Here is a 24270-nt window from a genome sequence, read left to right on the forward strand (position 1 = left end):
TCCTATTGTTCGGGTTCTTCGTCCACCGCCTCCCCCGCGGATGAATCCGATTGCGGCGCAACATCGGCGTAGCTGGTGCCGACCTTCGCGTTGGCGAGGTAAGCGGTGGCCTCGCCCTTCACCCCGTCGGAGCGGTACACACCCCACTTGTCGGTCACGAAGTCCGCCCGGAGGGTGGCGCCGGAGAACTGCTCCTGTCCGTCGAGGAGCTGTTCCTCGCCGTTGTACCAGAACCGGACCCAGCCCTGACCCGGGTCGCTGGAGATGTGCACGCCGACGACGAAGCTGTTCCAGCTCTGCCGCGGCATCGGGATCTCCCACAGCCGTGTGGTCTTCAGGTCCGGGTCGTTGTACTCCAGGTCGAGCACGTCACCCCGGGCGCGCAGCGACAGCGGCGGCGTGGCAGCGCCGGATCCGTAGTCCTTGAGCTGCCACAGCGCCACCCACTCCCCGTCCGCCGTCGGCAGCGGATCCCACATCGACTCCCAGCCGATGTAGTAGGTGTCGCCCTCGGTGAACCGCAGCCGATCGCCGTCGGCGGTGCGGTGCCCGCGGGTCTCCACGCGGACCCGCTCCGAGCCCTGCTGCTCGCCGGAGGTGTGCATCCGGTACACCGAGCCGTGCTCGCCCTTCGGGTCGTCGACCACGTCGACGCTGCCGGGTTTCTCCTCGACGCCCTCGAAAACCGAAGTGCCGCGGGAGGTGTCGGCTTCCCAGGACGTCGACGGGGCGAGCAGGGCCGAGCCCGACAGGAGCACTGCCGCACCGACCGCGACGCCCGCGCTGAGCAGTCGTCGCACCCCGATCACCGGACCCGCTCGCGCACCCACTCGCCGGCGGGCTTGAGCTGGTCGTACGGTCCGGCGTCGCAGGTGCCTTCCTTGAACACCGCGCCGGATCGCGAGTCGTCGGAGTAGTTCCAGTTGGTCCAGCTGATGTTCTTCTCGGCCATCAGGTCGAGGTAGCGCTGGGCCATGTCGAAGTCGTTGCCGCCGTCGCCGGTGGCCTCCTGCGTGCCGAACTCGGTGACGAACATCGGCAGCTGGTCAGCCGCGCGCGAGAGCGTGTTCAGGTACTCGTCGCCGTGCGAGGCCGCGTAGAAGTGGAAGGTGTACATGATGTTGTCGGCGTTGACCGGGTTGTCCACGACTTCCTTCTCGTCGGCGTCCTCGGACACGCCCAGCGACGACCAGGCGCGGGTGCCGACCAGGACCACCGAGTCCGGGTCCTGCTCGCGGATCACCGGGATCAGCTCTTCGGCGTAGCCCTTGATCTCGTCCCAGCTGACGCCGCTGGGCTCGTTGGCGATCTCGTAGAGCACGTTCGGCTTGTCCTTGTGGCGCTGCGCCACTTCGGTGAAGAACGTCTTGGCCCGGTCCAGGTTGAAGTTCGGGTCGCCCGGGTCGAGCATGTGCCAGTCGATGATCGCGTACATGCCGCGCTCGGTGGCGTCGTCGACGTAGTTGTTCACCATCTCGGTGAACTTCGCCGGGTCGTCCTCGTAGCCGCCTTCCTGGATGTACATGGAGATCCGCAGCACGTCGGCCTGCCAGTCCTGGGCCAGCACGTCCAGCGATTCGTCGTTGACGCACTGGCTGTACCACTGCAGGCCGTGCGTGCTCATCCCCCGCAGCTGCACCGGAGCACCGCTGCTGTTGCACAACTTCATCCCGCACACGGACAGGACCCCGTTCTGCGCGACGGGGGTCAGCCCAGCGGGAGCGGTCGCACCGGGCGCAGCGGCCTGGGCCGCGGTGCCGGTCACGAGTAGAGTCGCGGCGATGGCCACCGCGCGGACAGCGTTCTGCCACCTCATCGGCATCTCCTCGGTCGAAGGCGATCCTGGCGGCGGAGAAATCGGAAACTTAGTTTCCGATTGCGGGCCACGCTAGCTACCGGGGAGAAACACCGTCCATACCCTGCAAAAGGGACTTGTCAACGCCGAGCACGACTGGTAGTCGCAGGCATTCGTCCTGGTCAGCGCGAATGCCTGCCCGCTTTCCCGGGACTCGCCGGCGATCAGGTCAGCGCGTCGACGCCGGTGAGGGACCGGCCGATGATCAGCTTCTGCACCTGGCTGGTGCCCTCGTAAAGGGTCAGCACCCGGGCGTCGCGGAGGTACTTGCCCACCGGGTACTCGTCGATGAACCCGTAACCGCCGAAGACCTGCAGCGCGTTGTTGGCCACCTTGACGGCGGTCTCGCTCGCGTGCAGCTTCGCCATCGACGACGCCTTGGTCAGCGCTTCCCGGGACACCCCGCGCTCGGCCATCGAGGCAGCGCGCAAGGTCAGCAGCCGCGCCGCCTCCACCTCCACCGCGGAATCCGCGAGCAGTTCCTGCACCAGCTGCCGGGACGCGATCGGCTTGCCGAACTGCACCCGCTCCCCCGCGTACCGGGTCGCAGCGCTCAACGCCGCCTGCGCGACGCCGACCGCGCCCGCGGCAACCGAGATCCGGCCCTTGGTCAGCGCGCCCAGCGCGATGCCCAGCCCCTTGCCGACCTCGCCGAGCCGCGCCGAATCCGGCACCCGCACCTCGTCGAGCACCAGCTCGGCGGTGGCCTGGCCGCGCAGGCCGAGCTTGCCGTGCACGGTGTTGGCGGTGAAGCCGGGCGAATCGGTGGGCACCAGGAAGGCCGTGATGCCCCGACCGCCGTCGTCGCTGGTGCGCGCGAACAGCAGCGCGACCTTCGCCCAGGTCCCGTTGGTGATGAACATCTTCTGGCCGGTGATCACCCAGTCCCCGCCGTCGCGGCGAGCGCGGGTGGTCAGCGACCCCGGGTCGGAACCGGCATCGGGTTCGGTCAGCGCGAAGCATCCGAGCCCTTCGCCGCTGCTCAGCATCGGCAGCCAACGCTGCTTCTGCTCCTCGGTGCCGTAGCTGGCGATGGACTTGCTGACCAGACCCAACGACACCGACACGATGCCGCGCACCGAGGAATCACCGCGACCGAGCTCCTCGATGACCAGCGCGTAGCTGACCATGTCGGCCTCGACCCCGCCGTACTCCTCGGGAAGCGTGAGCCCGAGGAACCCGAGTTCGCCGAGCTTGCGCACGATCGCCAGGTCGACCTCCTCGCGGCGGTCCCACTCGCGCACGTGCGGCACGATCTCGGCGTCGACGAACTGCGCCGCCATCTCCTTGAACGCGGTCTGGGTGTCGGTCAGTTCGAAGTCCACGATCTTCCTCTTGCTGGTCGGTGTTGCGCGCGCACCACGACGAGAGCGAACGGACTGCCCGCCCCAGTAGACGGCGCGAACGGTCCGTTCGCTCGATTGGCAATGCGCGGGGCCAACGGTCCGTTCGCCCCGATGCGTCAGGTGAGCAGGTCTTGCGGGGTGGTGCCGGTCTCGGTGAGGTCCAGGCCGAGCTCGGCGCGCTCGACCAGCCAGCGGCTGGGCCGGTAGCGCGGGTCGCCGGTCGCCGAGTGCAGGGCGCGCAGGATCGACAGCACCCGGCGCGGACCGATGTGCTGGCCCCACTCCAGGGGTCCGCGCGGGTAGCCGAGCGCGAGCCGCACGGCGGTGTCGATGTCGGCCGGGCTCGCCAAGCGCTGCTCGGCGATGAAGCAGCTCGTGTTGACGATCGCGGCGACGATCCGCTGCGCCACCATGCCCGGGCTGTCGCGCACCACCGTCACCGCACGGCCGGTCGCGGCCAGCGCGGCCCAGGCGGATCGCGCGAACTCCTTGTCGCAGGCCGGATGCACGGACAAGACGTATCGGGTCTCGGTGCTCAGCGGATCCACACCGCACACCCGCGCGACGGGCAGATCAGCCGACCGCGCGGCGCCCGCAGCGCTGTGCCCGTGCGGCATGACCAGCACGACCGCCTCGTCGGAGGGTTCGGCACCCCGCTCGACCCGCACACCCGCGCCTTCCAGCGCGTCGAGCAGGTCGGTGCTGTCCGACCAGACCGGGTGCGCCACCGAGTCCGGGGCCTGCGGTTCGGGGTCCTCCTGCTTGACGCCGTCGACGTAGGAGTAGAAGCCCTCCCCCGTCTTGCGGCCGAGCAGACCGGCCTCCAGGCGGGTGCGGGTGATCGGCGACGGGCGCAGCCGCGGGTCGCCGTAGTAGCCGGACCAGATGCTCTCCATCGCCGGGTGGGTGACGTCGAGCCCGGTCAGGTCCATCAGCTCGAACGGGCCCATCCGCAGGCCCAGCACGTCGCGGCAGATCCGGTCGACGTCCGAGGTGGAGGCCAGGCCCTCGGCGAGGATCTGCAGCGATTCGGTGACCAGTCCGCGACCGGCGTGGTTGACCAGGAAGCCGGGGGTGTCGGTGGCGCGCACCGGCGTGTGGCCGAACCGGCGCACCAGCTCCACCAGCGCGTCGGGGATCCACGCCGCGGTCCGGGCCCCGGGGATCACCTCGACCAGGCGCATCAGCGGCACCGGGTTGAAGAAGTGCAGACCGGCCAGCCGGCTCGGGTCGGACAGCGCGGTGGCGATGGAGGTGACCTGCAGCGAGCTGGTGTTGGTGGCGAACACGGCGTGCGCCGGGCAGATCTTCTCCAGCTCGGCGAACAGCTCGCGCTTGGTGTCCAGGTCCTCGCGGACCGCCTCGATCACCAGGTCGCACTCGGTGGGCGCCAGCGGGCTGTCCACCGGCCGCAACCGGTCCCGCGCGGCGGCTGCCTGCTCGGCGGTCATCTTGCCCTTGCCGGCCAGCTTGTCGAACATCCGGCCGATCTGGTCGACCGCGCCGGCCACGGCCTCGGTGCGCGCGTCGGCGAGCTCCACGGTCAGGCCCGCCGCCGCGGCGATCTGCGCGATGCCGCGCCCCATCACCCCGGTGCCGATCACCCGCACCGCGTTGACCTGCTGCGCCCACTGCATGGTCGACCTCCCACCACGGTTGCCCTTCGACGCACCTTCGCACGCCCACGCCAAGAGCGTCCAATACTGAATTGACCTGCCAGTAATACTCGATCGAACATAATCCCCACGTGTTCCGATGTGCAACGGCGCTGTGCTACGAACGGGAACGGCGGCGGAACGAGCCGTCCGGAACCCGAAGGAGCAAGCGATGCGCGAAGCGGTGATCTGCGAACCGCTGCGGACCCCGATCGGCCGGTTCGGCGGGGTGTTCAAGACGGTTCCGGCCGTCGACCTGGCCTCGACGGTGATCAAGGCGCTGGTGGAGCGCACCGGGCTCGACGGCTCGGCCATCGACGAGGTGATCCTCGGCCAGGGCTACCCGACGTCCGATGCCCCGGCGATCGGCCGCGTGGCGGCGCTGGACGCCGGACTGCCGATCGAGGTCGGCGGCACCCAGCTCGACCGCCGCTGCGGATCCGGGCTGCAGGCCGTCCTCGACGCCGCGATGCAGGTGCAGACCGGTGTCAGCGACGTCGTGCTGGCCGGTGGCGCGGAGAGCATGAGCAGCGCGCCGTTCTACACCACCGAGGCCCGCTGGGGCATCCGCGGCAGCGGCCTGGAGCTGCACGACTCGCTGGCCCGCGGTCGGGTCACCGCCGGTGGCGCGAACTACCCGGTCCCGGGCGGCATGCTGGAGACCGCCGAGAACCTGCGCCGCGAGTACGGGATCTCCCGCACCGAGCAGGACGAGCTGTCGGTGCGCTCGCAGCAGCGCGCGGCGGCCGCGCAGAGCGCCGGGCTGTTCGCCGACGAGATCGTCCCCGTGACGGTCCGCTCCCGCAAGGGCGACACCGTGGTCGAGGTCGACGAGCACCCCCGCCCGGAGACCACTATGGACTCCCTGTCGGCGCTGAAACCCGTGCTGGGCAAGAAGGATCCGGAAGCGACGGTCACCGCGGGCAACGCCAGCGGTCAGAACGACGCGGCGGCGATCTGCGTGGTGACCACGCCGGAGCGCGCCGCCGAGCTGGGCTTGCGCCCGCTGGTCCGCCTCGTGTCGTGGGCGCGGGCGGGCGTCCCGCCGCGCACCATGGGCATCGGCCCGGTCCCGGCGACGGCGAAGGCGTTGCAGCGCGCCGGAATCGGCCTCGCCGACGTCGACCTGATCGAGCTCAACGAGGCGTTCGCGGCGCAGGTGCTGGCCTGCACCCGCGAGTGGGAGTTCAAGCCGGCCGACTTCGACCGCCTCAACGTGAACGGCTCCGGCATCTCCCTGGGCCACCCCATCGGCGCCACCGGTGCCCGGATCCTGGCCACCCTGTCCCGCGAAATGCACCGCCGAGAAGCCCGCTACGGCCTCGAAACCATGTGCATCGGCGGAGGCCAGGGCCTCGCCGCGGTCTTCGAACGCATCTGACGCGAAGCGACGACGGGCGCCTTCCACCACGCACGGCGGAAGGCGCCCGTCCACCCGTTGAGCGCGACGACCGGGCGCTGGTTACGCTCTTCGACAGCGTTGATCGTCCCCGTTCGCACAGGTAGTGAGGTGCCCGCATGTCCAAGGTCCGCTTGACCACGAATCACGGCGACATCGTGTTGCAGCTGGACGCCGAGAAGGCACCGCAGACGGTGGAGAACTTCGTGCAGTACGTCCGGGATGGACACTACGACGGCACGATCTTCCACCGCGTGATCAACAACTTCATGATCCAGGGCGGCGGGTTCGAGCCCGGCATGAAGCAGAAGCCCACCCGCGGCCCGATCCAGAACGAGGCCGACAACGGGCTGAAGAACCACGTGTACACCGTGGCGATGGCCCGGACGATGGACCCGCACTCGGCCTCGGCGCAGTTCTTCATCAACGTCGGGGACAACGACTTCCTCAACCACAGCGGGAAGAACCCGCAGGGCTGGGGTTACGCGGTGTTCGGCGAGGTGGTCGAGGGCAAGGACGTCGTCGACTCGATCAAGGGCGTGCGCACCGGTTCCAAGGCCGGGCACCAGGACGTCCCCCAGGACGACGTGGTCATCGAGAAGGCCGAGATCGTGGCCTGACCAGCACGGACGCCGCAGTGGCCACCTCGCCGACGTCGGCGGGGTGGCCACGCGCTCCGCACCGGCGATCACCCGCCGGTGGCGACGAGCACGATGAAGATCAGGCAGACGGCGATGTTCACCAGCCAGCTGTGGGAGTTCATCCAGTCCCTGACCTTCGGCATCGCCTTGATCGCGCGCTTGTGCAGCACGAGGTAGAGCAGCAGCGGCAGCGCCGCGATGAACGCGGTCGCCGCCACGAACGGGATCGCGCCGACCAATCCGGTCTTGTTGTGCTGCAGGTTCATCCCGACGGTCAGCATCACCAGGACGTCCGACGGCATCGCCAGGACGACCAGCAGCCCGGTCTTCAGCGCCGTGGCCGGTGTCGCCGAGAGCAGCGTTCCGAGCCACTTCGGCGGCTCAGCCGTCTTCCGCCCGAGGTAGGACCTCACCACCACGAGCGCCAGCAGCCCGATGAGCAAGATCTGGATGACCTTGCCCAGTTCGCGGGCCTCCCGCGACTCTCCGTCGACCGGAACGGCACCCCCGAGGAGGGCGGCCAGACCGCCGGCGATGCTCACGCCGAGCACGGTCGCGACGACCACTCCGACGAGGAACGCGACGGACACCCGGACCGGACGTTCCGCGGTCACGAGCACGATCGCCGACATGATCTGCGGTCCGGCCATCATGGTGATGGCCAGCGGCAGGATCTGCAGGCTCACAGCACACCTCCACCGCTGGCCCGGAACCCGCGCGCTACCGCCGGCTGATCTCCTTGCCGTGCGCGACCAAGGCGTAGATCACCACCGCGTTGAGCACGATGACCACCGCCGACCAGAGCGGGTACATCGCGAAGAAGGCGATGTTGGCCAGCAGGCTGATCGCCGCGAGCACGACCGCCACGACGCGTGCCCACGTGCGCCCGCTGAACAGCCCAGCCCCGGTGGCGACGAGGACCGCCCCCATGATCAGGTAGCTCCACCCGATCGTCCCGTAGCTGACGTGGACCACGGTCCCGGTAGGTGTGAGCACGGTTCCCGAGTGGGCGAAGGCGATCACACCGTTGACGATCTGGATGATGCCGACCACCAGCAGGACGGCGGCCGCGAAGTACGCCCACCCCACCCAGCCAGTGCGCGCGCGCCCTGCTCCATGCGTTGTCATGACTGCGCTCCCCCTGCTCGACAACCGGTTCGTTCCGATGGATCCACCGTGCAGGTGCCGAGTTCCTCGTTCCAGGGAACAACGACCCTCCCGGCTTCAGCCCTCGTCAGCGCCGCCGAAGATCTCGCGCAGCTGAGCTTCCTGATCGCCGGAGAGGTTGGTGTGGACGAGTTCGGCCTCGGTGCCGCGGAAGGCGTCCGCGACCTTGTCCGGAACCGCGTCCGAGGTCAGGGCGAACAGCCCCGAGGTCCCCGGCGTGATCTTGGCCCGCACGGCGTCGACGAAGTCGTCGTCGATGCCGACGTGGCGCATGCTGACCGCACCGAGGGCGGCGCCGGCGGCAGCTCCGAGCAGCGGGATGAAGAAGATCATCCCGAACAGCAGCCCCCAGAACGCACCGCCGAGAGCTCCGCCGAAACGCTTGTCGTGCCGCGTCTTCGGCCGCTTGCGGTCTTCCGGCCAGGAAACGACAGCCGCGTCGTGGACCTTGATCAGCGCTTCCTTCTGAAGCTGTTCCAGCGTGTGCAGGGCATCCTCGGCACCAGCGCTGGTGGGGAACTTCCATGCGGTGAGCGTGGCCATGAGCTCGCTCCTAGGAGATCGGCGTCGGTCCGCGTGCCGGAGGCCGGAACACCAGCCACCCGGGCCTGCTCAGCGTGGACCACACCCACCCCGCCCCGGCAGAGCAGATGGTCCTACCGGAACGAAACCGACGACGGCTGCCTAGAGCTGGTTGCCGTCGGGCGACAGCGCGTACCAGTAGCCCCCGTCGGAGAACACGCCATGACCGTTGGTCTGGCCCGGGATCTCGTCGCCGACGTAGTAGTACAGCGGGTGTCCGTTGTAGACGACCTGCTGCTTGCCGTCCGGGCGCAGGGCGGTGGAGAGCAGTTCCGGCTTCACCCCCGCACCGGCGACCGGCGGATCGGTCGTGGTCAGCGGCGGCCAGTCGCTCGCGCACTGCTCGCGGCAGGTGGGCTCGGACTTCCCGTCCTTGTCGAACAGGTACACCGTCCGCCCGTCCGGGCCGGTGAGCACCGCCCCCAGATCGGGCACCTGGCGGGCCTGGACCGAGATCGTCCCGCCGGTGACGGGCGGCGCGGGCGAGGGCGGCGGCGGAGTTCCGACCCCGGCACCGGCAGGTTCTTGACCAGGGGCGACGCACGCTGCGACCAGTGCCAGCGCACCGCAGACCAACCCGATGCTTCCCAGCGCGGATGTGCGGTGTCGGATGGCGCGGCTCATCGCAGCCTCCCTGTGGCCGAGGCGGTGCGCTCGAAGATAACTCGCACCACCAGCCCTCGCCCGTTCGCAGGAACCCCGCCAGTTACATCTGCACGATCTGGATGAGGTTGCCGCAGGTGTCGTCGAAGACCGCGGTCGTCACGTCCCCCATCTCGAGCGGTTCCTGGGTGAAGCGCACGCCCCGGCCGGTGAGGCGGTCGTACTCCGCGCGGATGTCGTCGACCTGGAACGAGGTGGCCGGGATTCCGTCGTTGACCAGGGCTTCCTTGTAGGACTTGGCGGCCGGGTGGCCGTCGGGCTCGAGGAGCAGCTCGACGCCGTCCGGCGCTTCCGGCGAGACCACCGTCAGCCAGCTGGCTTCGCCGAGCGGGATGTCGCGCTTCTTCTGGAAACCGAGCACCTCGGTGTAGAACTCGAGCGCCTTGCTCTGGTCGTCGACGAAGATGCTGGTCACGTAGATCTTCACGGGCTCTCCTCCGCTTCTGGTTCGAGCCACCGGTCCAGCAGGTGCTCCAGCGGTCCGGTGTTGAGGTGGTGGAACTTGTAGCGACCGTCCCGCCGGACCTCGACCAGGCCCGCCCCCTCCAGCAGCTCGAGGTGCTGGGAGATGGCCTGGCGGGACGATCCCAAACCGTGCTTCCCGGTCAGCCGGGTGCAGATCTCGAACAGGGTCTGGCCGTCATGATCGGCCAGTTCGTCGAGGATCGCCCGCCGAGTGGGGTCCGCCAGCGCTTTGAACACGTCACTCACGGCACCCACTATAGGCAAGTATTTGCTTGCATGTCACATCGGGACGAAAATCCCTGATCAGAGGTGGTGCGCGAGCAGCTCGTGGGCTTCCTGTGCGCCGGATGGATGCGCGTGGATGAGCGCGCCGCCGAGCCTCGGCAGCTCGTGCCAGAGGCGGTGCTCGGCCTCGTGCGCGATGCGGTGCGCCTCGGCGAGGCTGAGCTGCGCGTCGACCTCCAGCTCCGCTTCGACGCGGAGGCAGTGCCCGACCCAGCGCAGCCGTAGGTCCCCGACCGCGCGCACACCGGGAGCGGCGGCCAACGCGCGTTCGGCGCGCCCGACGAGCTCGGGATCGACGGCGTCGAGCACCCGGGCGAGGACCTCCTTGGCCGAACTCCACAGCACCGCGGCGATGGCAGCGGTGATCAGCAGCCCCACGACCGGGTCCGCCCACCACCAGCCCAGCGCCGCTCCGGCGGCCGAGCCGAGCACGGCGAGGCTCGTGAACCCGTCGGCGCGCGCGTGCATCCCGTCGGCGACCAGCGCGGCCGATCCGATCTCCCGGCCGACCCGGATGCGGTAGCGCGCGACCAGCTCGTTGCCCGCGAAGCCGAGCAGCCCGGCCGCCGCCACCCATCCGATGTGGTCGACGCGCTGCGGGGAGACCAGCCGCGCCACCGACTCCCACGCCGCCATCGCGGCGGAAGCGGCGATCACGGCGAGGATGATCAGACCGGCCAAGTCCTCGACGCGACCGAGCCCGTAGGTGAAGCGGCGCGTCGCCGCACGCCTGGCCAGCAGGAAGGCGATCGCCAGCGGGACCGCGGTCAACGCGTCCGCGAAGTTGTGCAGCGTGTCGCCGAGCAGGGCGACGGACCCGGTGAACGCGACCAGGACGGCCTGCCCGGCCGCTGTGACGGCCAGGACTCCGAACGAGATCCACAGCGCCCGCATGCCCTTCCGGCTGGCTTCCAGCGGGCGGTCGACGGACTCAGCCGCGTCGTGGCTGTGCGGCGTGACCGCGTGCCTGAGCCGCGACCAGCGGTGGTGGCGATGTCCCGACTTCTCGCGCTTGAGCCACATCCGGACTCCTCGGATTCGGAGACCTCCGAACCATAGGCCGCCGACCAGGTGCGCGACAACGCTGCAACTGCGAGGAAGTCGCAGGTGAGGACGCCCCGCGGCAGAACATCCACAGTGGATCCACCGCGGGGCTCGGCGTCACGAGTTGGGGCGCAGCGTCCAGGTGATCGACATCTCGCCGGTGACCGCGCCGTCCGCGCGCTGGATGCTCACCTTGACGGGGAACTCGGGGCGCTCCCCCGCGTCCAGCTCGGCCACCACGTCGGCGATCGGGCGGCCGAGTTCCGCGGTGGCCGTGACCTCGCCCATGGCGAGCTTCTTGAAGTCGATCTCGGAGCGGACCGCCAGCGGCACCGCGCGGTTGAGCTGCTCGCCGAACGCCGCGATCACGATGGCACCGCTGGCGGACTCGGCGAGGGTGAACATCGCACCGGCGTGCGGGCCGCCCACGTGGTTGTGGAAGTCCGCCTGGTCGGGCATGCGGAGCACTGCCCGCTCCGGAGCGACCTCGAGGTACTCCAGGTTGAGCGTGCGCACCATCGGCACGGCTTCGGACAGGGCGGCACCGAGGCCGGCGGTCTCGTTCGTCATGGCAGCGATGCTACTCATGAGTAACTTGTGCTGACAACACCGGCCCGATCACCTCGCCAAGCGGCGCACCGCAGCACTGCCTCCGATCAGCAACACCAGCGCGGCCAGCGCCCACCGCCGCTTCTCCCCCGTGCTGTGCCCGGACGACTCCGCATCGCGCTCCTGCGTCGGCGGGGCGAAGTTGCCGGGCTTCGCGGAGGTCCGCAGCGGTGGCTCGCTGGACGGCTCCGGGGTCGGCTCGGGCTCCGATGCCGGCGAGCTCGGCGGTCGGGTTGTCGTCGTCGGCGTTGGCACCGGCGACGGCGTGGTCGTCGGGGAGGTCGTGCTCGTCGGCGATGTCGTGGTCGAGGACGTCGGCGGCGGAACCGGGGGCGGCGCTTCCCCGGACAGGCAACCCGCCGCGTCGGAGCTCAGCATCGGCAGGACGGTGGCCAGCCGGGTCACTGCGCCACCCCGTTCCACCCGGTACATCCCGCCCGACTCGTTGGCCGTGACGTAGAGCGCGCGATCGGACCCGATCACCACTGATCCGTAGCTCAGCGGCGGCAGCTGCGGCACGTCGACGACCTCCGCCACCCGCCCGCTGCCGCGGTCCAGCCGGACCAGGGCCGACGCCCCGGTGCGCGTGGTGCCGATGCCGTAGAGCTCGCCGTCGACGGGGTCCACGTCGAAGTCGTCGAACGACCGCCACGACCGGTCCTCGATGGCGACCATCGACAGCACTTCCAGGAAGGTCCGGCTCCCAGGACGCACGTCCACTGTGTACAGATATCCGCTTTCCGCCAGGTACCAGCGGTTTCCGGATATCGCACCTGCGTCCGGAGTGCTCAGCGGATACCACCAGGTCCCCTCCCTCCCGGCGCGGATCGGCCCCAGTTCCCGGGCCTGGCCGTCGGCGGTCAACGCCACCGCACGCCCGCCGTCGCCCACGGCGTAGACCAGGTGCTGCGAGGCCGCGTACCCGAGCGCGTTGAGGCGGTAGCCCGGAGGGTCCAGCCTGGTGCTGGTCGCGGCGGGAAAGTCGACCCGGTACGCGGCCGAAGGCCCACCTCGGTTGCGGACCTGCAGCACCGAGCACTCCGGCACCGCCGCCGCGCTCAGCACCCAGGTCACCGACGCCAGCAGCACCAGCGCGGCCGAGGCCGCGGCCGCACGCCACCACATCAACTTCGCCCGAGCCGCTCGAGCGCCCAGCGGAAGGCCTCCGGACCGATCCGGGATCCGCCGCTGAACGGGTTCTGCAGCTGGAAGATCGCGAACAGCAGCAGCGCCAGCGCACCGGCCAAAGTGGACACCAGCACGATGTGCGGGAACAGCCTGGTGCCGCCGAACAGGTTCGGCAGCAGCACGCAGACCACGCTGCCCGCGATCAGCACGAACCACACCACGGCCACCACGCCGCGGTCGAACGCCCTGGTCAAGCGTTCGTGCCGTTCCTCGTAGACCTGGCCGAGCTGGGTGGAGGCCTCGGTCTTGCGGTCCTCCTCGAACTCGCCGTCGGCCCCGGCGTTCAGCACCACCTCGCGGATCCGGTCCAGCTGCGCCCAGCCCGGCCCGGTCACCTCGCCGCCGCTCTGCATGACCGGCCACTCCTGGTCGATGACCGTGTGCAGGTAGGCCGCGCCGAGCTCGCGCACCTGGTCACCGGCCGGCTCGGGCAGCGAGTCCACCGCCCACGCGACCGCGGCCAGGCCCTGCGCCTCCCGGTACGACCCGTCCCTGGCGTCGGTCACCGCGTCGAACAGGGTTACCAGCACGAAGGCGAGCACCACCGCCTGCAGGCCGCTGACGATGGTGAACACCTGCCCCGCCGCGTCGTTGTTGCTCGGCCGCCCTTCGTCCTGGCCCAGGCGGCGCACCAGGTAGCCGACCAGCGCGGCGGCCACCGATGCGCCCAGCACCCAGACCAGGCCCTGCAGGTAGATGCTCACTCGACGCTGCGCAGGCCTTCGCTGCGCGGCACGACCGGTTCGGGCACCAGCAGATCGCCGACCTGGCAGCCCAGGGCGGTGCAGATGATGTCCAAATCGGACAGCTTGAGGCTGGCCGGGGTCTTCGACCACAGACCGGACATCTTCCCGGCCGAGACCACCAGGCCGTGGTCGGCGAGCAGCCGTTGCAGCTCGGCGGCCTTCCAAATGCCCCGCTGGGCCGCGACCAACCGCAGGTTCCACTTCACGACGACATCGCCTCCCACTCGATCTCCGCAGACCTGATGCCGCTTGCGCACACGCTCGCCCGCCTCCTGCTGCACGAGAACGGGCAACGCAGCCCGCTCGACACGATTTCAGAATTACTGAAGGAAACACCGCGAAGAACGCGGTTCGTCCGCGGCCCGAACAGTACTCCGAATTGGACGGAGCGCGGATGGTCCGATTCGTGGAATCTGGCCATTCGAAGCGAATCACCCGGGTGGAGCAATGCGGCCGAGGAATATGACCTGATCACCGGAATGGCCTAGCGCGAGCAGGTGTGGCACCGCCGAATTGCGGGACCGAATTGCCGAACCCGATCACGCAGAGTCTCCCGCAAGCCGCGATCCAGGTGATCCAAATCGGGCGTTCTACCTCCCGCTTTACCGATTCGAGCTGCACTTTCGGGTGACTGTACGGCCGAGATCAGCAGTGATAACGTCGCCGTCGGCAGCGAGCGAGGCAGCCACTCGGCAACCGCTCGGACATTTCTTTTCGGCCATTCTCAATTCCAGCGAAACCATTCCTCGGAGCAATTCGGCTGCCCGAACTCGGCGGGCGAGATGATTGGTGGTATTGGCGTGACTTCGACCGAACCGGTCAACACCCGCGAGACCCCTGCGCCGCAGTTGAGCCTGAGCACGGCAGCGGCCCGAAATCTGGCGACCACGACCAAATCCGTACCGCAGATGCAGGGCATCACCTCGCGCTGGCTGCTGAAGATGCTGCCCTGGGTGCAGGCCTCCGGCGGCGTGTACCGGGTCAACCGGCGTCTGAGCTACACCCTCGGCGACGGGCGCGTGACCTTCTCCAACACCGGCGCGGACGTGCGCGTCGTCCCGCAGGAGCTGCGCGAGATCCCGCTGCTGCGCGGGTTCGACGACGACGCCGTGCTCGGCGCGCTCGCCGACCGGTTCGTCCAGCAGGAGTTCGAGCCGGGCCAGGTCATCGCCACCGCCGGCCAACCGGCCGACCAGGTCGTGCTCATCGCCCACGGCAAGATCAACAAGATCGGCACCGGCGAGTACGGCGACCAGACCGTGCTCGGCGTGCTGGCCGACGGCGAGTTCTTCGGCGCGCACGTGCTCGGCGGCGAACCGGTCACCTGGAACTCCACCTACCAGGCCGTCACCCGGTGCACCGTGCTCTCCTTGCGGCACCAGGCCTTTCAGGACATGAACGGCCACTCGGAAGCCCTGCGCGAACACGTGCGGATCACCCTGTCCCAGCCGAAGCGCCAGCACAACCCGCACGGCGAGGCCGAGATCGAGATCGCCTCCGGTCACGCGGGCGAGCCGCAGCTGTCGGGGACCTATGTGGACTACGAGCTCACGCCGCGCGAGTACGAGCTCAGCGTCGCGCAGACCGTGCTGCGGGTGCACAGCCGCGTCGCCGACCTCTACAACCAGCCGATGAACCAGACCGAGCAGCAGCTCCGGCTGACCATCGAGGCGTTGCGCGAGCGGCAGGAGGAGGAGCTGATCAACAGCCGCGACTTCGGTCTGCTGCACAACGCCGACCTGCGCCAGCGCATCCACACCCGCACCGGCCCGCCCACCCCGGACGACTTCGACGAACTGCTGGCGCTGGTGTGGAAGGACCCCGGGTTCTTCCTGGCGCACCCGCGCACCATCGCCGCGTTCGGGCAAGAGTGCAGCAAGCGCGGCATCTACCCGCACAGCATCGACCTCGGCGGCCACCAGGTGCCGTCGTGGCGGGGCGTTCCGATCCTGCCGTGCAACAAGCTGCACGTCAGCGACAGCCGCACCAGCAACGTGCTGCTCGTGCGCACCGGCGAGGAGAACCAGGGCGTGGTCGGCCTGCACCAGACCGGCATCCCCGACGAGTACCAGCCCGGGCTGTCCGTGCGGTTCATGGGGATCAACGACCAGGCCCTCATCTCCTACCTCGTCAGCGCCTACTACTCGGCGGCCGTGCTGGTGCCCGACGCCCTCGGCGTGCTCGAGCACGTCGAGCTCGGCCGGGCCTGAACTCACCACGAGGAGCAGTGGACATCGTGACCGCACCCAACACCGAGGAATCGGCGCCGCTGAGCCTGAGCACCGCGGCAGCGCGCCAGCTGTCGACGACGACCAAGTCCGTCCCGCAGATGCAGGGCACCACCTCCCGGTGGTTGGTGCGGATGCTGCCGTGGATCGACGTCGGCGCAGGCACCTACCGGGTCAACCGGCGCCTGACCTACGCCGTCGGCGACGGCCGGATCACCTTCACCAACACCGGCTCCGACGTGCGGGTGATCCCGCAGGAGCTGCGCGAACTCCCGCTCCTGCGCGGATTCGACGACGACACCGCGCTCGGCGCGCTGGCCGACCGGTTCATCCAGCAGGAGTTCGAGCCCGGCCAGGTGATCGCGCGGGCCGGTCAGCCCGCCGAGCAGGTCGTGCTCATCGCCCACGGCAAGATCGACAAGATCGGCACCGGCAAGTACGGCGACGACGCCTCGCTGGCCGTGCTCGCCGACGGCGAATTCTTCGGCGCGCACGTGCTCGCCGGCGAGAGCTCCTGGCAGCACACCTACAAGGCCACCACCCCGTGCACCGCGCTGATCCTGACCAGCAGGGCCCTGCAAGCGGTCAGCCTGCGGTTCGACCAGCTCCGGGCGCACATCGCGGGCAGCCAGGGACAGCCCGCCCCGAGCCAGAACAAGCACGGCGAGGCCGAGATCTCGCTCGCCGCCGGGCACTCCGGCGAGCCGTCACTGCCCTCGACCTACGTGGACTACGAGCTCGAACCCCGCGAGTACGAGCTCACCGTCGCGCAGACCGTGCTGCGGGTGCACAGCCGCGTCGCCGACCTCTACAACCAGCCGATGAACCAGACCGAGCAGCAGCTCCGGCTCACCATCGAAGCGCTGCGCGAACGCCAAGAGCACGAACTGCTCAACAACCGCGACTTCGGTCTGCTGCACAACGCCGACCTGCGCCAACGCATCCACACCCGCACCGGACCACCCACCCCCGCCGATCTGGACGAACTGCTCGCCCGCCGCCGCAAGTCGCGGTTCTTCCTGGCGCATCCGCGCACCATCGCCGCGTTCGGGCGGGAGTGCAACCGGCGCGGGATCTACCCGGAGACCACCGAGGTGGCGGGCCGCCGGGTGCAGGCCTGGCGCGGGGTGCCGCTGCTGCCCAGCGACAAGATCCCGATCAGCGACAACGGGACCAGCTCGATCCTCTGCATGCGCATCGGGGAGGAGGACAGCGGCGTGGTCGGCCTGCACCAGACCGGCATCCCCGACGAGTACCAGCCCGGGCTCTCCGCGCGGTTCATGGGGATCAACGACCAGGCCCTCATCTCGTACCTGGTCAGCACCTACTTCTCAGCAGCCGTGCTGGTGCCCGACGCGCTCGGCGTGCTCGAGCACGTCGAGACCAACCGCTGACGGCTCGTCGGGTCGTGGGTTCGCGCTCACGACCCGACCACCGGCTGGTCGAGGCGGAGCGGTCAACCCGATCCGCCGCAGGAATCCCACCTTTTCCATCTTGTCCGGCCCGCGACAGCGAAGCACGACGGGCACCGCGCGGGCGGGCGCTGAGGTTCCGCCACCCGCACCGCCACGCAGAACGAGGATGGAAAACCTCTTTTTTCGAAAGGGAAATCGGATGACCACCATCCACCAGGACGCCCACCGGGCAGGGGCGGCTTACGAGGCTTTGACCCGGAGCCGCACCATGGTCGAGCCCGCGCTGCGGGCCGCGGTCGACCGGTTGCCCACCACGATGCAGCAAGTCGCCGGCTACCACTTCGGGTGGTGGGACGAGCACGGCAACCCGGTGCGCGCCGATCGCGGCAAAGCACTGCGCCCGGCCATGGTGCTGCTCACCGCCAGCGCTGTCGGCGGTGACCCCGCGGTGGCCGTCCCCGCCGCCGTCGCCGTCGAGCTGGTGCACAACTTCTCGCTGCTGCACGACGACGTGATGGACGGCGACGTGACCCGCCGGCACCGCCCCACCGCGTGGACGGTGTTCGGCAGCGGCCCGGCGATCCTGGCCGGGGACGCGCTGCTGACCCTGGCAGCCGACGTGCTCGGGGCGTGCCACCACTCCGCAGCCGCCGATGCGGTGCGGGCGTTGAGCACGGCCGTACTGAACCTGATCAACGGGCAGGTCGCCGACCTGTCGTTCGAGGACCGCCGCAGCGTGGACCTGGGCGAATGCCAGCGGATGGCCCGCGACAAGACCGGCGCGCTGCTGGGCTGCGCGTGCGCTCTCGGGGCGATGTTCGGCGGCGGCAAGCCCGACCAGATCGCCCGGCTGCGCAGCTTCGGCGAACGGGTCGGCCTGGCGTTCCAGCACGTCGACGATCTGCTGGGGATCTGGGGAGATCCGGCCATCACCGGCAAACCGGTGTTCTCCGACCTGCGCACCCGCAAGAAGACCCTGCCGGTGGTCTCCGCGCTGACCTCCGGCACGCCGGCTGGGCAGCGGTTGGCCGCGATCTACCTCCGCGACCAACCGCTGTCCGGCAGCGACCTGGCCCAATCCGCCGAGCTGATCGCCCTGGCCGGCGGGCGCAGCTGGAGCCAGAACCAGTCCGACGAACTCCTCAACTCAGCCCTCGCCGACCTCAACCGAGCGGACCTGGGACCCCGAGCAGCAGAACAGCTCGGCGCCCTGGCCCACCTGATGACCCACCGAGACCACTGACCGCGCGAAGGACTCCGCCGATGTGCCTGGAACTGGCTCCCCACCCGATCGCGAGGAAGCGGCCAGTTCCAGGCACGATCACCTCGCCTGCCGAGCCCGCTCCGGTCAGCGGCGGCGGTTGCCGAAGAGGCCTCTGGTGATCTCGCGGCCGAGGGCGCTCGCCGCTGAGCGGAAGAACGACTTGACCGCCGGGTTCTCCATCGCCTGCTGCAAGGCGCCGGGTTTGTCCTCGGCGGGCTTGTCCACGTCCGGTTCCGGCTCCTCCGGTGCGGCGGCGACCTTGCGCGCGAGGAGTTCGTAGGCCGACTCGCGATCGATGGTCTCCTGGTACTTGCCGTGCAGCGGCGAACCCGCAGCGCTTTCCCGCACGGCGTCCTCGCCGATCGCTCCCATCAACGACCGGGGCGGCCGCAACCGGGTCCACGCCACCGGCGTCGGCGCACCGACCTCCGAGAGCACCGTGACGATCGCTTCGCCGATGCCCAACGAGGTCAGCGCCTCGTCGAGCTCGTAGTGCTCGGTGGTCGGGTACGTCTTGACCGTGCGGCTCAAGGCCTTCTGGTCTTCCGGGGTGAACGCGCGGATCGCGTGCTGCACGCGCGCGCCGAGCTGGGACAGCACCGGGTTGGGCAGGTCCGTGGGCAGCTGCGTGCAGAAGAAGACGCCCACGGCCTTGGAACGGATCAGCTTCACGGTCTGCTCGATGCGCTCCAGGAACGCCTTGGACGCCTCGGAGAACAGCAGGTGCGCTTCGTCGAAGAAGAACACCAGCTTCGGCCGGTCGAGGTCGCCCGCTTCCGGGAGCTCCTCAAAGAGCTCGGCCAGCAGCCACATCAGGAACGTGGAGAACAGCACCGGATCGGCCTGCACGTCGTCCAGTTCCAGCAGGTTCACCACGCCCTTGCCGTCGACCTGCTGGATCAGGTCGCCGACCGCGAGTTCCGGTTCGCCGAAGAACTCCTCGCCGCCGCGGGCCTCCAAGTTGGACAGCGCGCGCAGGATGACTCCGGCGGTGGCCGCCGAGACCCCGCCGATACCCTTCAGCTCCGCCTTGCCCTCGTCGCTGGTCAGGTATTGGATCACCGCGCGCAGGTCCTTGAGGTCCAGCAGCGCGAGGCCGTGCTGGTCGGCCCAGTGGAAGATCAGCCCCAGCGTCGATTCCTGCGTCGCGTTGAGCCCCAGCACCTTGGCCAGCAGCAGCGGGCCGAAGCTGGTCACGGTCGCGCGGATCGGCAGGCCGCGGCCGCTGGTGCCCAGCGACCAGAACTGCACCGGGTAGCCGGTGGCCGCCCAGTCGTCGCCGACCTCGGCCGCGCGAGCGGCCACCTTGCCGCCGCCCTCGCCTGGTCGCGCCAGTCCGGACAGGTCGCCCTTGACGTCGGCGAGCAGCACTGGCACCCCGGCGTCGGAGAGCTGCTCGGCCAGCAGCTGCAGCGTCTTGGTCTTGCCGGTGCCGGTCGCGCCGGCGACCAGGCCGTGCCGGTTCATCGTGGCCAGCGGGATGCGCACCGCCGCCTCGGCGTCGACGGCACCGTCCACGACCACTGCTCCGAGATCGACAGCAGCTCCTTCGGTCGCGTAGCCCGAAGCGATCTGCCGCGCCGCGTTGTCCGCCACCACGTCCTCCTAGCGCTGATCAGTCCCGGTTTCGAACACTAGGTCCGCTGGTCGCGAGCACCGCGGTGAGCCACCCGGACGAGCGACACGTCGGCGAGTCCGGCACCCACCGGGCCGGCGCCGCTTACCGCCCCGCACGGCGGCCGTCAACCAGGCGCTTCCGCCCAGTCATCTCCCTTGACAGCGACGTCCTGCACACGCCTAGAGTGCTCTGGTCGGACGATCAGCTCGAACCCCCTTCAAGTCCACTGTGGATTACCAGGAGGCAGTCCGTTGCACGACGTTCGCACGGCCATCGTCACCGGCGCCGGATCCGGCATCGGATACGCCACCTCCATCGCGCTCGCCGCCGAGGGCTACCGGGTCGTGGCCGTCGACATCTCCGGCAGCGGGACCGAACGAGCTGCTCAGGCGGTGGCCGAAGCGGGGTCGGAGGCGTTGCCGGTCGCGCTGGACGTGCGCGACGCCGATGCGTTCGAGGCGGCCGTGGACAGCGCTGAGCAGCACTTCGGCGGGACGCCGCAGCTGCTGGCCAACATCGCCGGGATCGGCATCGCCGCGACGGTCACCGAGACCAGCCGCGAGGGCTGGGACGCCGTGCTCGGCGTGAACCTGACCGCGCTGTTCGAGACCTGCCGGATCGTGCTGCCCCGGATGGTGGCAGCCGGCGGCGGGTGCATCGTCAACGTCTCCTCGGTCGCCGGGGTGGTCGGCGTGCGCAACCGGGCCGCCTACTGCGCGTCCAAGGCCGGGGTCATCGGGCTCACCCGCTCCATCGCTGTCGACTACGCCGACCAGGGCATCCGGGCCAACGCGATCTGTCCCGGCACGGTGGCCAGCGAGTGGATCGGCAAGATCCTGGCCGACGCCCCGGATCCCGACGCCGCGCGCGAAGCCATGGAGCAGCGCCAGCTGGACGGCAGGATGGGCACTCCGGAAGAGGTCGCCGAGGGCATCGCGTTCCTGGCGAAGTCGCGTTTCGCCAACGGCAGCGCCTTCGTCATGGACGGCGGCATGACCGCCATCTGAACCGGCACCTGGAAGGAGTGGGACCGTGAGCGCGTCCGATCTCGATCGGCTCCGGCAGCGGATCAGCGAGGAGGACGGCCTGGTCGTGGCGTTCTCCGGGGGTGTGGACTCCGCCTTGGTAGCGGCCGTGGCGCACGAGGTGCTCGGCTCGCGGATGCTGGCCGTCACCGCCGTCTCCCCCAGCCTGGCCGCCGCGGAACGACGTCAGGCCAGGGAGTTCGCCCGCACCCGCGGCTTCGCGCACGTCGAGGTCTGCACCGACGAGGCCGAGCGCCCGGAGTACGCGGCCAACGACGGAAATCGCTGCTACCACTGCAAATCAGCCCTGTTCGACGCGGTCGAGCCGTTGGCCGCGGCCTTGGGTGCGCGGATCGCGCTGGGCACGAACCTCGACGACCTCGGCGACCACCGCCCCGGCCAGCAAGCGGCCGCGCAGCGCGGTGCCATCGCGCCGATGGTGGACGCCGGGTTGACCAAGGAAGCCGTTCGCCGGGCCAGCCGCGAGCTCGGCCTTCCCACCGCGGACAAGCCCGCCGCTGCCTGCCTGGCCTCCCGCGTCGCCTACGGCGATCCCGTGACCCCGGAAGTGCTCGGGCGCATCGAGCGCGCCGAGACCGCCGTGCACGCGCTGGGTTTCGAGGTCTGTCGGGTGCGCTCGCACGCGCACGGCACTGTTGCCCGGCTGGAGGTGCCGGACGGCGACATCGACCGCGCCGCGGCGCAGCACGCCGAGCTGGACCGGGTCGTGCGCGAGGCCGGGTTCGAGTTCTGCTCGCTCGACCTGGGCGGGTTCCGAAGTGGACGGATGAACGCCCTGCTGCCGCTGCTGCCGACCCGGACCGCGTCATGACCGGGTTCGCCGACCTCGGCTACGCGCGGGTGGACACCGACCGCGAAACCCGGCAGGGGCTGCCCGAAGTCGTCTACGCCCCCGGCAAGCGACCTGCGGAGATCACCGGGATCGTCACCGAACTGCTCGCCCGCAGCACCGGCCCGGTGCTGGTGACCCGTTTGGAAGCCGACGTCGCAGCGCAGGTCCAGGTGCCCGGTGGAAGCTACGACGAGACCGCGCGCCTGCTGGTGTGCCGACCGGCGCAGCCCCGCCCGTTCCGGGTGTGCATCGCCACCGCGGGCACCTCGGACTGGCCGGTCGCCGCCGAGGCCGAAGCGGTGTGCGCGGCGATCGGGCTGACCGCGCATGTCGTGCGCGACGTCGGTGTGGCCGGCATCCACCGGCTGCTGGCGGCCCGCGAGGAGCTGGCGCAGGCGGACGCGGTGATCGTGGTGGCCGGGATGGAGGGGGCGCTGGCCAGCGCGGTCGGCGGTCTGGTGGCGTGCCCGGTGATCGCGGTGCCCACGTCGACCGGTTACGGCGCGGCCTTGGAGGGCGTGACGGCACTGCTGGCCATGCTGACCTCGTGCGCGGCCGGCCTGACCGTGGTCAACATCGATTCCGGCTTCGGCGCGGCGATGGCCGCGCACCGGCTGGCCCACACTGCGGCGGGACGCCGATGATCCTATGGCTCAACCCGGTCACCGGGATGTCCGGTGACATGCTGCTCGGCGCGCTGCTCGGCCTCGGAGCGCCGTTGGAAGACGTGCGCGCCGCGGTCGAATCGACCGGACTGGCGGGCTGGCGGCTGCGCAGCGAGCAGGTCCAGGTCAACGGCATCGCAGCGACCAAGGCCGTGGTGGAGGTCGACGACACCAGCACCGAACGCCACGCCTCGGAACTCATCGCCCGGGTCCGCCGAGCCCGGCCCGAGCCCGTCGCGGAGCTGGCCGCCGCGGCGGTCCGCGCGATCGCCGAGGTGGAGGGCGCGCTGCACGGCCAGCACCCCGATGACGTGCACCTGCACGAGATCGGCGGTCTGGACACCGTGGTCGATACCGTCGGCGTGGCCGCCGCGCTGCACGTTTTGGGTGTCACAGCCGTCCATTCCGCACCGTTGGCGCTGGGCACCGGCACAGTCCGCTGCGCTCACGGCGTGCTGCCCGCCCCAGCTCCGGCAACGCTCCAGCTGCTGCGCGGCGCAGCGGTCGTCGGCACCGACCTGCCCGGCGAAACAGTCACCCCCACTGGCGCTGCTCTGCTCACCACGATCGGGACCGAGTTCGTCCCGCCACCCGCGATGACCGTCCAGAACACCGCTTTCGGCGCCGGCACCCGACGGTTCCCGCAGCGCCCCAACGTCCTCACCGCAACCCTCGGCACCCCGCTGACCGCCGAACCGGCCGAGCCGATGCTGGTCCTGGAGTGCAATGTGGACGACGTCACCGGCGAACTCCTCGGCCACGTCATCGACCGGGCCCTGCGGGCAGGCGCGGCCGACGCGTGGACGACCCCGTCGACGACGAAGAAGTCCCGCCCGGCCCACGTCCTGCACGTCCTCTGCCACCCCCACCGGGAACCGGCCCTGACCGAACTGGTCCTGTCCGAAACCGGCAGCCTCGGCATCCGCAGCCACCAGGTCGACCGCCGAGCCCTCCCCCGCCGCACCACCACGGTCACCGTCGAAGGCCACGCGATCCGCCTGAAACACGGCCCCTACCGCACCAAACCCGAGCACGACGACGTAGCAGCAGCCGCCGCGGCCCTGGACCGGCCGCTGCACGTCATCGCCGCCGAAGCCCTCGCCGCTGCGGACTGACCTGCGGTATCAGGTCAGGAATTTGTCGAGGGTTATCGGCAGGTCCCTGACCCTGGTTCCGGTGGCGTGGTGGGTCGCGTTGGCGATGGCCGCCGCCGTTCCCACGATGCCGAGCTCCCCGATTCCCTTGGTGCCCATCGGGTTCACGTACGGGTCGTGCTCGTCGAGGCAGTGGATCTCGATCTCGCCGACGTCGGCGTTGGTCGCTATGTGGTACTCGGCGAAGTCGTGGTTGATCACGTGGCCGTAGCGGGGGTCCACCACGCTGTGCTCGTGCAGCGCCATGGACAGGCCCATGGTCATGCCGCCCAGCAGCTGGGAGCGGGCCGTCTTGGCGTTGATCATCCGGCCGGCCGCGAAGACGCCCAGCATCCGCGGCACCCGCACCTCCCCGGTGTCGACGTGCACCCTGACCTCGGCGAACTGGGCGCCGAAGCTGTGC

At 70.0% G+C, this 24270-nt stretch carries 26 protein-coding genes; 9 read left to right on the forward strand and 17 right to left on the reverse strand.

The features are described 5' to 3' along the window. Positions 1 to 2: 2 nt before the first annotated feature. The 4 genes from ABTZ89_RS01230 to ABTZ89_RS01245 all read right to left on the reverse strand — a co-directional run bounded on the left by ABTZ89_RS01230 (position 3) and on the right by ABTZ89_RS01245 (position 4838). Positions 3 to 800, reverse strand: coding sequence for a heparin lyase I family protein (locus tag ABTZ89_RS01230; protein ID WP_351038761.1), 798 nt, complete (start codon positions 798 to 800; stop codon positions 3 to 5). Positions 801 to 805: 5 nt separating this feature from the next. Beyond that, entirely contained in the window at positions 806 to 1816 is a 1011-nt protein-coding gene (locus ABTZ89_RS01235; RefSeq protein WP_270951785.1) for a glycoside hydrolase family 5 protein, read from the reverse strand. Positions 1817 to 2019: 203 nt separating this feature from the next. After that, a complete protein-coding gene (locus ABTZ89_RS01240) occupies positions 2020 to 3180 on the reverse strand; it encodes an acyl-CoA dehydrogenase family protein (protein ID WP_270951786.1) in 1161 nt (386 codons plus the stop codon). Positions 3181 to 3317: 137 nt separating this feature from the next. After that, entirely contained in the window at positions 3318 to 4838 is a 1521-nt protein-coding gene (locus ABTZ89_RS01245) for a 3-hydroxyacyl-CoA dehydrogenase (RefSeq protein ID WP_351038764.1), read from the reverse strand. A gap of 190 nt (positions 4839 to 5028) precedes the next feature. On the opposite strand from ABTZ89_RS01245, the gene ABTZ89_RS01250 reads away from it, so the two are divergent. Both ABTZ89_RS01250 and ABTZ89_RS01255 read left to right on the forward strand, forming a co-directional pair. Then, on the forward strand, positions 5029 to 6237 hold the full coding sequence (locus ABTZ89_RS01250; RefSeq protein ID WP_270951788.1) for an acetyl-CoA C-acetyltransferase: 1209 nt from the start codon (positions 5029 to 5031) through the stop codon (positions 6235 to 6237). Between the two features lie 137 nt (positions 6238 to 6374). Next, positions 6375 to 6875 carry a peptidylprolyl isomerase gene (locus tag ABTZ89_RS01255; RefSeq protein WP_270951789.1) on the forward strand — a complete coding sequence of 167 codons (501 nt, stop codon included), beginning with the start codon at positions 6375 to 6377 and terminating at the stop codon, positions 6873 to 6875. Positions 6876 to 6943: 68 nt separating this feature from the next. On the opposite strand, the gene ABTZ89_RS01260 is transcribed toward ABTZ89_RS01255, so the two are convergent. The 11 genes from ABTZ89_RS01260 to ABTZ89_RS01310 form a co-directional block, all read right to left on the reverse strand. Then, positions 6944 to 7582 (reverse strand): GAP family protein, encoded by a 639-nt coding sequence (locus ABTZ89_RS01260; protein WP_270951791.1) that lies wholly within the window; start codon positions 7580 to 7582, stop codon positions 6944 to 6946. Between the two features lie 34 nt (positions 7583 to 7616). After that, on the reverse strand, positions 7617 to 8024 hold the full coding sequence (locus ABTZ89_RS01265) for a DUF7144 family membrane protein (protein ID WP_351038767.1): 408 nt from the start codon (positions 8022 to 8024) through the stop codon (positions 7617 to 7619). A gap of 96 nt (positions 8025 to 8120) precedes the next feature. Continuing rightward, the gene (locus ABTZ89_RS01270) at positions 8121 to 8606 is read right to left on the reverse strand and encodes a DUF1269 domain-containing protein (protein WP_270951794.1); all 486 of its coding nucleotides are present in this window, start codon (positions 8604 to 8606) and stop codon (positions 8121 to 8123) included. A gap of 141 nt (positions 8607 to 8747) precedes the next feature. Further along, entirely contained in the window at positions 8748 to 9269 is a 522-nt protein-coding gene (locus tag ABTZ89_RS01275) for a COG4315 family predicted lipoprotein (protein WP_351038770.1), read from the reverse strand. A gap of 82 nt (positions 9270 to 9351) precedes the next feature. Further along, the gene (locus ABTZ89_RS01280) at positions 9352 to 9735 is read right to left on the reverse strand and encodes a VOC family protein (protein ID WP_270951796.1); all 384 of its coding nucleotides are present in this window, start codon (positions 9733 to 9735) and stop codon (positions 9352 to 9354) included. After that, positions 9732 to 10019, reverse strand: a complete 288-nt coding sequence (locus ABTZ89_RS01285; protein WP_270951797.1) for an ArsR/SmtB family transcription factor — start codon at positions 10017 to 10019, stop codon at positions 9732 to 9734. Before ABTZ89_RS01285 ends, ABTZ89_RS01280 begins: the two co-directional genes overlap by 4 nt. 57 nt (positions 10020 to 10076) lie before the next feature. Next, complete coding sequence (locus tag ABTZ89_RS01290; protein ID WP_351038773.1) at positions 10077 to 11081, reverse strand: cation diffusion facilitator family transporter; 1005 nt, start codon at positions 11079 to 11081, stop codon at positions 10077 to 10079. A 138-nt stretch (positions 11082 to 11219) separates the two neighbouring features. Further along, on the reverse strand, positions 11220 to 11672 hold the full coding sequence (locus ABTZ89_RS01295; protein ID WP_270951799.1) for a DUF4442 domain-containing protein: 453 nt from the start codon (positions 11670 to 11672) through the stop codon (positions 11220 to 11222). 48 nt (positions 11673 to 11720) lie between these two features. Continuing rightward, a complete protein-coding gene (locus ABTZ89_RS01300) occupies positions 11721 to 12836 on the reverse strand; it encodes a DUF6923 family protein (RefSeq protein WP_351038775.1) in 1116 nt (371 codons plus the stop codon). Next, positions 12836 to 13603 (reverse strand): bestrophin-like domain, encoded by a 768-nt coding sequence (locus tag ABTZ89_RS01305; RefSeq protein WP_351038777.1) that lies wholly within the window; start codon positions 13601 to 13603, stop codon positions 12836 to 12838. Before ABTZ89_RS01305 ends, ABTZ89_RS01300 begins: the two co-directional genes overlap by 1 nt. After that, positions 13600 to 13869, reverse strand: a complete 270-nt coding sequence (locus ABTZ89_RS01310) for a helix-turn-helix domain-containing protein (protein ID WP_270951805.1) — start codon at positions 13867 to 13869, stop codon at positions 13600 to 13602. The genes ABTZ89_RS01305 and ABTZ89_RS01310 overlap by 4 nt, the downstream gene beginning before the upstream one ends. Positions 13870 to 14427: 558 nt before the next feature. Between ABTZ89_RS01310 and ABTZ89_RS01315 the strand changes: the two genes are divergently transcribed. The 3 genes from ABTZ89_RS01315 (at position 14428) to ABTZ89_RS01325 (ending at position 18531) form a co-directional block, all read left to right on the forward strand. Continuing rightward, positions 14428 to 15855, forward strand: a complete 1428-nt coding sequence (locus ABTZ89_RS01315) for a family 2B encapsulin nanocompartment shell protein (RefSeq protein WP_502949497.1) — start codon at positions 14428 to 14430, stop codon at positions 15853 to 15855. 26 nt (positions 15856 to 15881) lie between these two features. Continuing rightward, positions 15882 to 17267 (forward strand): family 2B encapsulin nanocompartment shell protein, encoded by a 1386-nt coding sequence (locus tag ABTZ89_RS01320; RefSeq protein WP_270951809.1) that lies wholly within the window; start codon positions 15882 to 15884, stop codon positions 17265 to 17267. Between the two features lie 220 nt (positions 17268 to 17487). Further along, a complete protein-coding gene (locus tag ABTZ89_RS01325) occupies positions 17488 to 18531 on the forward strand; it encodes a family 2 encapsulin nanocompartment cargo protein polyprenyl transferase (protein WP_270951810.1) in 1044 nt (347 codons plus the stop codon). A 105-nt stretch (positions 18532 to 18636) separates the two neighbouring features. On the opposite strand, the gene ABTZ89_RS01330 is transcribed toward ABTZ89_RS01325, so the two are convergent. Beyond that, positions 18637 to 20151, reverse strand: a complete 1515-nt coding sequence (locus tag ABTZ89_RS01330) for a helicase HerA-like domain-containing protein (protein WP_351038782.1) — start codon at positions 20149 to 20151, stop codon at positions 18637 to 18639. Between the two features lie 270 nt (positions 20152 to 20421). Between ABTZ89_RS01330 and ABTZ89_RS01335 the strand changes: the two genes are divergently transcribed. Genes ABTZ89_RS01335 through larC form a run of 4 tightly spaced genes read left to right on the forward strand, consistent with a single transcriptional unit; the run spans position 20422 to position 23828 of the window. Then, positions 20422 to 21177 carry an SDR family NAD(P)-dependent oxidoreductase gene (locus ABTZ89_RS01335; protein ID WP_351038784.1) on the forward strand — a complete coding sequence of 252 codons (756 nt, stop codon included), beginning with the start codon at positions 20422 to 20424 and terminating at the stop codon, positions 21175 to 21177. Between the two features lie 25 nt (positions 21178 to 21202). After that, on the forward strand, positions 21203 to 22027 hold the full coding sequence (larE, locus tag ABTZ89_RS01340) for an ATP-dependent sacrificial sulfur transferase LarE (RefSeq protein WP_351038786.1): 825 nt from the start codon (positions 21203 to 21205) through the stop codon (positions 22025 to 22027). Next, complete coding sequence (gene larB / locus ABTZ89_RS01345; protein ID WP_351038788.1) at positions 22024 to 22692, forward strand: nickel pincer cofactor biosynthesis protein LarB; 669 nt, start codon at positions 22024 to 22026, stop codon at positions 22690 to 22692. Before larE ends, larB begins: the two co-directional genes overlap by 4 nt. Further along, positions 22689 to 23828 (forward strand): nickel pincer cofactor biosynthesis protein LarC, encoded by a 1140-nt coding sequence (larC, locus tag ABTZ89_RS01350; RefSeq protein ID WP_351038790.1) that lies wholly within the window; start codon positions 22689 to 22691, stop codon positions 23826 to 23828. Before larB ends, larC begins: the two co-directional genes overlap by 4 nt. A 9-nt stretch (positions 23829 to 23837) precedes the next feature. On the opposite strand, the gene ABTZ89_RS01355 is transcribed toward larC, so the two are convergent. Continuing rightward, the coding region (locus ABTZ89_RS01355) for a molybdopterin cofactor-binding domain-containing protein (RefSeq protein ID WP_351038792.1) at positions 23838 to 24270 on the reverse strand (433 nt) is incomplete at its 5' end.

It is taken from the genome of Saccharopolyspora sp. NPDC002686 (assembly GCF_040295745.1).
GTDB classification, from domain to species: Bacteria; Actinomycetota; Actinomycetes; order Mycobacteriales; family Pseudonocardiaceae; genus Saccharopolyspora; species Saccharopolyspora oryzae.